Below are 9,563 nucleotides of genomic sequence, written 5' to 3'. Positions count from 1 at the left end.
GCCGTCCGGCGCGGCCCGTCCGCGGGCCGCGGCCAGGAGCACGGCACCGGCCGCGCCGAGGAACCCGGCGAGCGGCCCCGCCACCGCGAGGGGCAGCCAATGCCGGGGCAGCGCCGCCATCACCGGTAGCGCCACCACGACGGCGGCGACCGGCACGCCCAGCGCGACCGGCGCGCGGACACGACGCGCGGGGCCGGGACTCCGCGGACGCCCCAGCGCCACCGAAGCGATCGCTCCGAAGCACAGGACGGCGGCGAGATGCATCAGCACGGCCGCCCCGATCCGCTGGAACGGGCGGATCCCCACCCGGCCTTCGCCGGCCCCCGCGCCCGGCCCACCGGACCTTCCGCTTCGCCCGCCCACGCCGTGCCCCCGGGGATCCGGGACGGCTGCCGGGCCGGTGGCGCTCGGCTCGCCGGAGCCCGTGGTGAGTGCCGCGCTGAACCAGGTCGCGGCCTCACGGTGGGTTCGCGGGCTGAACAGGACCCCGGCGTGCTCGACGCCGGGGACGAGGACGGCGCGGCGGGCCGTCCCTGCACCCGCCGAGCCGTAGGTGACGCCGGTTCGCCCGCCCGGGTAGGCGACGCGCAGGGCGTCGACGGCGCCGGCGTGGTAACCGGGGAACTCCAGGCCCCCGGCGAGCAGGAGCAGGTCGCGGGGCGCGGACGCGGAGACGGCCGCGGGCGCGGCCCCCTGCGAGATGGCGACCGTCGCGCGGACGGACGGGTGCGCGGCGGCGTAGCGGAGGACGGCGGCGGCGCCCATCGAGTGGCCGAGCAGTCCGATCCGCCGCCCGTCCACCCAGGACAGCGCGCCGAGGTGGGTCACCGCCACGTCCAGATCCCGGCCCAGGCGCGCCTCCGCGGCCGGGCCCTCCCCGTCGCCGGGCAGCCGCCGGGTGTTCGCTCCGTGGCCGGTCAGATCGACCAGTTCCACCGCGAGGCCGCGGCGCGCCAGCGTGTCGGCGAAGCCGCGCATGAACCGTCCCCCGGCGCCGAGGCCGTGCGCGACCACCACGCCCGGGAGCCGGCCGGTCGCCCGCGCGGGCCGGACGACCTCCAGCGGGACGCCGTCGACCGTGACGGATCGCCGTTCGATGCCCCGGTCCGCCGTCGCGAAGCCCGCGGCCCCGGCGAGGGCGAGCACCGCGGAGCACACCAGCGCGGCGGTGCGCGGGACGGCCGCCCGCCATGGTCTCGTGTCCCGTCCACGCCTCCAGATCACGTCAGCTCGACGCAACGGGCGGCCGCCGCGTTCCGCTCTCGTCGCGATGTCGTGGGCGGCGGATAGCGTGTGCGGAGAGAGCAGCATGGGAGGGCGAGGTGGGCGAGGCACGATTCCTGGACGCCGAGGATGAGGCGGCGGTCACGCTGACCACGGCGATCCAGGCCGGTGACGCCGCCGAGGTGGCGCGGCTGCTGGACGCCCGGCCGGAGCTCGCGACGGCGCGGATCGGGGACGCGGAGTCCTCGCGCACCGTCCTGCACGCGGCCACCGACTGGCCCGGCCACTTCCCCGCCGGGCCCGAGATCGCGGCCTTGCTGGTCGCCGCCGGAGCGGACGTCAACGCCCCGTTCGCGGGGCCGCACACCGAGACGCCGCTGCACTGGGCGGCGAGCACCGACGACGTCGCGATGGTGGACGCGCTGCTGGACGCCGGGGCCGATCCCGGGGCCGCCGGGTCGGTCATCGACGGCGGCACGCCGCTGGCGGACGCGGTCGCGTTCGGGCAGTGGAACGCGGCGCGGCGGCTGGTCGAGCGCGGGGCCCGGCCGAACCTGTGGCAGGCCGCGGCGCTCGGTGACCTGGACCGGGTCCGCGCGCTGGCCGACGCCGAGCCCCCGCCCGGCGAGGAGGAGATCACGAACGCGCTGTGGTGCGCCTGCCACGGCGGACGGCGGAACACCGCGGCGTTCCTGCTCGACCGGGGCGGCGACCCGGGCCGGCCCGGTCACGACGGGCTCACCCCGCTGCAGGCCGCCGAGCGTGCGGGCGCGGACACCCTGGTCACCTGGCTGAACACCCGAACCACGCCAACCACCGGAGCCCGCGACCAAACCACCGAACCCGGCAAGGAGCCCAAAACTCCCTGACCCGGTGCCCTCGCCCCATGTCCCCGACCCGTAACCGGGGTTGCGACCCCGACCTCGTGACCGGGGCCGCGACAAGCGGCGTGGACCGCAGCTGGCTTCACGAACATCAACCGTCACGCGAGCGCGCGACCTGACCGGCGGGGGCGACGCCGAAGGCGAGCCCCCGCCGGGAAGATCGCGAAGCGATTCGCGCTCGCACAAGCACGGTCACGAAGCGAGCGCCAGCGAGCGCAGTGGCCGGGATTGCAATAAATACGCTATGAACACGACGAAGCCGCCCCCGGGCCCTGGGGGCGGCTTCATCTGTCAAACCGCTTCGATCAGTGTCGCTTCGGTCAGTGCACCTTGACGTAGCGCCCCTGGGTGCTGACGTAGAAGGTGTTGCCCTTGAGGCGGCCGACGGCCGCGCTCATCCGGAGCGAGGTGTGCTTCCAGTCGGGGAAGTCGCCGGGGAAGGACAGGGTCTTCCCCTTGCCCTTGGTGTTGACGAAGCACCGGTTGCGGATCTTGTCCTTCGGAGTGGTCAGGTCGTAGCACAGACCCGCGCTCTTGCCGTCGGCCGCGGTGTCCTGGAGGTAGGCGACCAGGTAGACGACGGACGTGTTGCCCCGGCGGGTCCAGTACCACTTGCCTCAGACCTTCGCGCCCTTCACCGCGGGCGCGGTGAAATTGTGGACCTTGCCGATCGGCTTGGGGGCCGCCGCGATGCTCGCGGTCGCGCCGAGGCCCTCACCGGGACGGGCCACCTGGGCGGCGTGCGGGGCGGGGACGGGAGAGGCGCCGGCCGGTGCGGCGACGCTCAGAGTCGCAGCCAGTGCGGCAACGCCGATTCCGGCCGAGACGAGCTTACGCATGTATGTCCTTTGGGTGAAAGAGCGGGGGGAAAGATAACGGGAGGCTATCCAGCCGTCCATCACCCTACAACCGAATTAGCGGAACCACGCGCGGCGAACACGGCTCGCGCACCTTCTGGCCGCACCTTCCGCACATCCGTTTCCGGCCTCGATGACGCGCTGTCGGGTGCCGGTCGCTCAGCGCTCCCAGCGGGAGTCGCCCGGCCCCGCCATGCGGATGCGCCCTTGACCAAGAGTTGAGGGTTACCGCCTCGCCCGAACGGTCCTGGAGGGACTAAGTCTCAATTACCAGTTGAATGACATACTTGAAGGAGGAAGTGCTCGCCCAAGAGAACGGATGTATCTGTCATGACCGAGGACGAGGTTTTTCGGTTCGTCGCCTCCATGGAGGAGGTCGTCGCCTTCACCGCGAGCGAGGAGAATGGCGACCCGGAAGTCGCGTGGGGCGACTCCTTCTTCTACTACGAGCCCACCGGCGTCGTGCCGCGGCGGCAGCCGTTCGCGACGATCGTCACGAAGGACTACGAGGGGTACGACACCGTGTCCGACCTTGGTCGACCCGGCGTGTTCAGGGTGAACATCGCGGTCGGGCGCAGGCCCTTCGAGGAACTGACGGCGGACTCGTCAGGGGAAATCGACTACACGGTTCTCGACCGGATCATTCCGCATCCGGCCTACGCCTCACAGGGATGGGTGTCCATTCTCAACCCGGGCGAGGAGACCGCCGAGCAGTGCCGTTCCCTTTTGATCGGCGCGCACGCTCTGGCGGCCGCGCGGCATCACACCAGGAGCGAATTCTCCGGCACTGCGTGAATTCCGGCGCCGGGGCCGGCGGTCCCGGGGCTCAGCCGGTCTCGTAGCGGTAGCCCCGGCCCCGGAGCGTGGTGATGTTGCCGGGGTCGGCGCCGTGCTGGGCGAGCTTGCGGCGCAGCGCGGAGATGTGCACGTCGAGGGTCTTGGTGGGGCCGAACCAGTTGACGTCCCAGACCTGGTCGATGAGGTCCTCGCGGGTGACGACCTCGCCCGCGCTGGAGACCAGGCGGGCGAGCAGGTCGAACTCCTTGGGGCGCAGCGCGATCTCGGTGTCGGCGTAGGTGGCGCGGCGGGCGGCGAGGTCCAGGGTGAGGCGGCCGGACGACAGCAGGCGTTCGCCGGCGCGGGCGGCGCCGCGGCGGCGCAGGTGGGCGCGGAGCCGGGCCATCAGCTCGGTGAGCCGGAACGGCTTGGTCAGGTAGTCGTCGGCGCCCGCGTCCAGGGCCACGACCACCTCGAACTCGCGGGTCCGCGCGGTCAGCACGACGATCACGGTGTCGCGCAGGACGGTGCGGAGCCGGCGGCACAGGGTGACGCCGTCGACGTCGGGCAGCCCGAGGTCCAGCAGGATCAGGTCGGGTGCCCGCCCGGTGGCGCGGTCCAGCGCGTCGCCGCCGGTCGCGGCCCAGTCCGCCTCGTAGCCCTGCGCGGCCAGCGCCTCGGCGAGCTCGGTGCCGATGACCTCGTCGTCCTCGACGACGAGCACGTACGGTCCTGCCATGAGCCGATCGTACGCAGGGGCGGGTTAACGCCGCCTTCACGCTCCGGGACGGCGCGGGCGGGGCGGGCAGAAGGACCCGCGGGCGGTCGCGGTCACGACGTCGGTGACCGCGTCGAGGACCCTCGCCACGCGCGTGCCGGACTCGGGGCCGCAGTCCCGCCGGGCCCCGGCCGCGCGCGCGTGGCCGAGGCCCAGACCGGCCAGCGCCGTGACGATCAGGACGCCGACGAGCACTCTGCGCATGATCGTGCCCCCTTCGGCGGCGCCCGTGTTCTCGCGGCCGAATCTAGCCCCGTCCTGGTGAGCGGTGGTTCTGCGGAAGGTGAGCGGCACGTTTACCTTCGGCCGCCGCCGGCACGGCTCCTCCTGCCGTCCCGTCGCGCCGCCGTCTACCCTGCACACGGGAGGGCGAGTGTGGACGGGAGCACGCGGACGGCGCCGCTGCGGCGGCGGCTGCTCGGCACCATCGTGGGGATCACGGCCGTCGCGGTGCTGCTGCTGGCCGTCCCGCTGGCGGTCGCCGTCCAGCGGCTGTACCGCAGCGAGGCCGTGACGACGCTGGAACGGGACGCGACGCGGGTCGCGGCGAGCACGCCGGACGACGAGGCGCGGCGGCCGCGGCCCGTCCGGGTGCCGCAGGGGCTGAGCCCGCGGCTGACCGTCGGGATCTACGGGCTGGACGGCGGCCGGCTGACCGGGGACGGCCCGCGGGCGTCGCGGGCGGCGGCCGCGGCCGGGGACGGGCGGCTGCACCAGCGGGACGAGGGCGGCACGCTCGTGGTGGCGGCGCCGGTCCGGTCGGAACGGGGCGTCACGTCGGTGGCGCGGGTGGCGATGCCGGACGAGCTGGTCACCGCGCGGGCCGAGCGGGCGTGGTGGCTGATGGCGGCGTTCGCGCTGCTGATCATCGGGTTGGCGGCGGCGGTGGCGGGGCGGCAGTCGCGGCGGCTCGCGCTGCCGCTGGAGCGGCTGACCCGGGCCGCGCAGGCGCTCGGGGACGGGGACTTCACGGTGCGGGCGCGGCCGTCCGGCGTGCTGGAGGCGGACGAGGCGGGCCGGGCACTGGAGGTCACGGCGCGGCGGCTGGGGTCGATGCTGGAGCGGGAGCGGGCGTTCAGCGCGGACGTCTCGCATCAGCTCCGCACGCCGCTGACCGGCCTGCTGCTGGGCCTGGAGTCGGCGCTGGAGCGGCCCGGGGCCGACCTCGCCGCGGCGTTGCGGGCGGCCGTGCGGCGCGGCGAGCACCTGCGCGACATCATCGACGATCTGCTGCTGCTGGCCCGCGACGCGGGACCGGACCGCGAGCCGCTGGATCTTCCGGCGCTGCTGGAGGAGCTGCGTTCGCACCGGCACGGGCCGTTCGAGGCGCAGGGGCGGGTGCTGGAGGTGGTCGTGCAGGGGCCGCTCCCGCAGGTGCGCGCGAAGGCGTCGGCGGTGCGGCAGATCCTCGGCGTGCTGGTCGACAACGCGCTGGTGCACGGCGCCGGGCGGGTCACCGTGGAGGTCGGCGACATCGGCGGCGGGATCGCCATCGACGTCTCCGACGAGGGCCCGGGGATCGCCGAGCCCGCGGACGGGGGCGCGCTGGACGTGTTCGCGCGGCGCCATCGCGCGGACGCGCGCGGCCGGGCGGACGGCGCGGAGGCGGGCCCCGAGGACGATGCCGAGGAGGCCGGCGAAGAGGGACGCGGGAGCGGCGAGGGGCACGGGATCGGGCTGGCGCTGGCGCGCGGGCTCGCCGAGGCCGAGGGCGGGCGGCTCGTGCTGCGCGCCCCGTCGCCGCCGATCTTCACGCTGCTGCTGCCCGCGTCGGACTGAGCCGTCACTCCGCCTTCAGGTGGGCACCGAACCACTGGAGCGAGGCCGGGACCATCCGCCGGAACGTGCGGAAGTTGTGGCCGCCGGAGTCGAGGAACAGGCTGTCGGCCTGGAGCGGCGCCCTGACGCCGGCGAGGAACCGGCGCGCCTGCGGGTAGGTCTTCTCGCCCACCCGGCAGGACGCGATCAGCAGCGACACGGGCGGCGGGGGAAGATGGCCCTCGCGCCACATGAGGTCGCTCTCGTCCCGCAGGGCCTTGTTCCCGCCGAACAGGTCGCCCGTGGTCAGGTCCTGGATCGGGCCGAAGTACCCCGACAGCGAGGCCGCCGCGGAGTAGCGGCCCGGGTGGCGCATCGCGAACTTCACCGCGCAGTACCCGCCGGTCGAGTCGCCCATGACGCCCCAGCCGTTCCGTCCCGCGGCGACCCGGTAGTGGGCGGCCACGGCGAGCGGCACGTCGTCGGCGAAGAAGCTCTCGACCTGCGGCCCGCCCGGCACGTCGGCGCACTCGGTGTCGCGGGGCGGCGCGAGCGTCGGGCGCATGAGCACGTACACCGCGGGCGGGACGTGACCCGTGCGCTCGCCGTCCCGGACGAGGTCGGGGAAGTGCATGACGTGCAGGAGCGCGCTCGGATGCCCGGGGTACCCGGTGAGGACGACGATGACGGGGAAGCGGCGCCGCGCGTACGCGGGCTGGAAGTACTGCGGGGGCAGCAGGACGTAGGAGTCGGCGTCCAGGCCGGTCTCCGGTCCGCGGAACCGGTACTCCTCCAGCGCGCCCGTCTTCGCCGGCTCGTGGCCGGGCCCGCGCGGGCCGAGCCGTTTGACGGGCAGGGCCGCCGCGAGCGGCGCGCCGTGCCCGGCCCGCGCCCGCACGCTCTTGATCTTGGCGGAGCCCGCGTTGAGCGCGAACAGGTCGTCCCAGCCGGAGTAGAACTCGAAGTGCGCGTTGACCGCGACGAGCACGGCGAGCAGCGCGACCGCCTGGGTCAGGACGAGCAGCCCGAGCCGCGCGAGCACCAGCCGGACCAGGGTCGCCCGCGCGGGGGCCGACCGGTCCGACGCCGCCCCAGCCGGCGCCGGCCCGGCCGTGGGCCCCGCGCCGCGCGGCCACCACCACACGGTGAACGCGACGAGGGCGGCCATCAGGAAGAAGAGCAGGGCGATGAATCCGCCGCCGGTGAGTCCCACGTCACAACCCCCTCCCCGAGCCGCCCGGGGCCCGTGCCGTCACGGTAGGACCGCGGAGATGAGGCGAACCTCAACGCCGGGTAAGGCGCGCGCTAACCACACGGGAGGATGAAGGCGGGAACACGGGGCCGCGTCCGCGGACGGCGGCCCGGTGGACGGCGGGCGCCCGCCGTCCACCGGGACCATCTCCACGGCGCCCCATCACGACCTCTGACCGGGCGAGGTCAGCGGACCTTCTCGTACTGCTCGTCGTCCTGGTGCTCCTCGTCCTGCCGCTTCGTCTCCTGCCGCCTCCTGCTCCGCTGCTTCCCGTCCTGCTTCTTTTCGTCGTTCTCTTCCTTCACCGCGTCCTCGTGGGTACGGACGACCTCACTGTCGTGGATCTCGCCGCGCCAGCCCTCGATCTCGTCGGGGCGGGTGAGCGACTGCGTCATCACGTACCGGCGGAAGTGCTTCAGCTCCAGCCGGACCCGGCGGCCCTGCGCGCGCCACAGGTTCCCGGTCCGCTCGAACAGGCCCTGCGGGTGGTACTCCAGGACGAGCAGGACGCGGGTCAGGTTCGGCGCGAGGGCGTGGAAGCTGACCGTCCCGTCCACGTGACCCTTGGGGCCCTTGGAGCGCCACACGATGTGCTGGTCGGGGACCTGCTCGACGATCGTCGACTCCCACGACCGGTTCGACCAGAAGATCTTGGCCTTCCAGTGCAGCTTGCCGTCCTCGGCCTGGTCGACGCTCACGACCTTCTTCATGAAGGACGGGTAGTCCTGGAACCGCGTCCACTGGTCGTAGACGAGGCGGCGCGGCGCGCCGACGTCGGAGTGCTCGACGATGTTGGTGACCTTCACCTTCTTGCCGCCGCGCTGGCCACCGCCCTTGAGCGCCTTGCCGACGGTCGCGGCGATGCGGCCGAACACGCCCTTGCCGGACGGCTTCCCCTCGTCGCCGGACTCGTCCCCCGCCGAGGCGCCCTTCGCCGAGCCCTTGGACGAGCCCTTGGACGAGGTCTTCGCGGGGGCGTCCTTCTCGTCCTTCGACGCGGCCTTGCTCCCGGACGCGCCCGTGTCCTTGGACGCGGCGTCTCCGCGCTCGCCGTCCTTCGGCTCGGGCTCTTCCCCGTTGGATCCGCCACCGCGCCGGGAAAGGGCCCGGCCCGCGGCGACGGCCGCTCCGGCGCCGAGCAGGATGCCGCCGGCGGTCCCGGCGGCCCGGCCGCCGGGAAGCCCGCCCGGCAGGCCCTTGCCCGACCGGCCCGTTCCCGGCAGCGTCCTGGCGACCCGGCTCGTGATCCGGCCGAGGTCGGGCGTCCGGCTCTTGCGGCCGCCGATGGGCAGCCGTTCAGCGATCCTGCCCACGGGCAGCCCGCCCACTCGGGTACCGCGTTTCATGGGTGTTACCTCCGCTTGTTCTAGGGGTCGTGCGTTCTGGGGTCGTGTGTCCTGGAGAGTCGTCCGTTCTAGGGGGCGGTGACGACCTCGCCGTCGTGGATCTCGCCGCGCCAGCCCTCGATCTCGTCGGGACGGGTGAGCGACTGCGTCATCACGTACCGGCGGAAGTGCTTCAGCTCCAGCCGGACCCGGCGGCCCTGCGCGCGCCACAGGTTCCCGGTCCGCTCGAAGAGCCCTCGCGGGCGGTACTCCAGGACGAGCAGGACGCGGGTCAGGTTCGGGGTCAGCTCGTGGAAGCTGACCGCCCCGTCCACGCGGCCCCCCGACCGCCACACGATGTGCCGGTCGGGGACCTGCTCGACGATGGTGGTCCGCCAGGCGCGGCCGGACCAGAAGACCTTCGCCTTCCACTGGACCTTGGCGTCCGACACCTGCTCGACGCTGAGGACCTTCTTCATGAAGGACGGGTAGTCCTGGAACCGCGTCCACTGGTCGTAGACGAGCCGGCACGGCGCGCCGACGTCGATCTGCTCCACGATCGTGGTGAGCGGGCCCATCCCGCCGCGCCCGAAAAGGCGGGCGAGCGTCTCCTTCAGCGCCGCCCATCCGGCCGAGAGCAGCGCGCGGGCCGGTGACCGGCCCGCGGCCACCGCCCGCGCCGCGGCCAGCGCCGCCCGGGCGGCCGGG

At 74.0% G+C, this 9,563-nt stretch carries 10 protein-coding genes; 3 read left to right on the top strand and 7 right to left on the bottom strand.

The genetic code is table 11. The features are described from left to right. Positions 1-1,224 (bottom strand): alpha/beta fold hydrolase (locus tag E1291_RS34445; protein WP_165495426.1); only part of this gene is annotated, 1,224 nt, incomplete at its 3' end. A 98-nt stretch (positions 1,225-1,322) separates the two neighbouring features. Here E1291_RS34445 and E1291_RS34440 point away from each other — a divergent pair. Next, on the top strand, positions 1,323-2,093 hold the full coding sequence (locus E1291_RS34440; protein WP_207401091.1) for an ankyrin repeat domain-containing protein: 771 nt from the start codon (positions 1,323-1,325) through the stop codon (positions 2,091-2,093). A gap of 632 nt (positions 2,094-2,725) precedes the next feature. Here E1291_RS34440 and E1291_RS34435 read toward each other — a convergent pair. Further along, entirely contained in the window at positions 2,726-2,947 is a 222-nt protein-coding gene (locus tag E1291_RS34435) for a hypothetical protein (RefSeq protein WP_131742255.1), read from the bottom strand. Positions 2,948-3,295: 348 nt separating this feature from the next. Between E1291_RS34435 and E1291_RS34430 the strand changes: the two genes are divergently transcribed. After that, complete coding sequence (locus tag E1291_RS34430) at positions 3,296-3,760, top strand: DUF6194 family protein (RefSeq protein WP_131742254.1); 465 nt, start codon at positions 3,296-3,298, stop codon at positions 3,758-3,760. Positions 3,761-3,791: 31 nt separating this feature from the next. Here the strand turns inward: E1291_RS34430 and E1291_RS34425 are convergent, their stop codons facing one another. Then, positions 3,792-4,481 carry a response regulator transcription factor gene (locus tag E1291_RS34425; RefSeq protein WP_131742253.1) on the bottom strand — a complete coding sequence of 230 codons (690 nt, stop codon included), beginning with the start codon at positions 4,479-4,481 and terminating at the stop codon, positions 3,792-3,794. Between the two features lie 36 nt (positions 4,482-4,517). After that, positions 4,518-4,724, bottom strand: coding sequence for a hypothetical protein (locus E1291_RS34420; RefSeq protein ID WP_131742252.1), 207 nt, complete (start codon positions 4,722-4,724; stop codon positions 4,518-4,520). A gap of 171 nt (positions 4,725-4,895) precedes the next feature. On the opposite strand from E1291_RS34420, the gene E1291_RS34415 reads away from it, so the two are divergent. After that, a complete protein-coding gene (locus E1291_RS34415) occupies positions 4,896-6,299 on the top strand; it encodes a HAMP domain-containing sensor histidine kinase (RefSeq protein ID WP_131742251.1) in 1,404 nt (467 codons plus the stop codon). A gap of 4 nt (positions 6,300-6,303) precedes the next feature. Here the strand turns inward: E1291_RS34415 and E1291_RS34410 are convergent, their stop codons facing one another. The 3 genes from E1291_RS34410 to E1291_RS34400 form a co-directional block, all read right to left on the bottom strand. Continuing rightward, the gene (locus E1291_RS34410; protein WP_131742250.1) at positions 6,304-7,491 is read right to left on the bottom strand and encodes an alpha/beta hydrolase; all 1,188 of its coding nucleotides are present in this window, start codon (positions 7,489-7,491) and stop codon (positions 6,304-6,306) included. Between the two features lie 224 nt (positions 7,492-7,715). Further along, positions 7,716-8,876, bottom strand: a complete 1,161-nt coding sequence (locus E1291_RS34405) for an SRPBCC family protein (RefSeq protein ID WP_131742249.1) — start codon at positions 8,874-8,876, stop codon at positions 7,716-7,718. Positions 8,877-8,944: 68 nt separating this feature from the next. After that, positions 8,945-9,563 (bottom strand): SRPBCC family protein (locus E1291_RS34400; protein ID WP_131742248.1); only part of this gene is annotated, 619 nt, incomplete at its 5' end.

The sequence above is a fragment of the Actinomadura roseirufa genome (assembly GCF_900659635.1).
GTDB classification, from domain to species: Bacteria; Actinomycetota; Actinomycetes; order Streptosporangiales; family Streptosporangiaceae; genus Spirillospora; species Spirillospora roseirufa.
The sequence above is the reverse complement of the archived record's forward strand: the minus strand, read 5'-3'. Positions and strand labels throughout refer to the sequence as shown.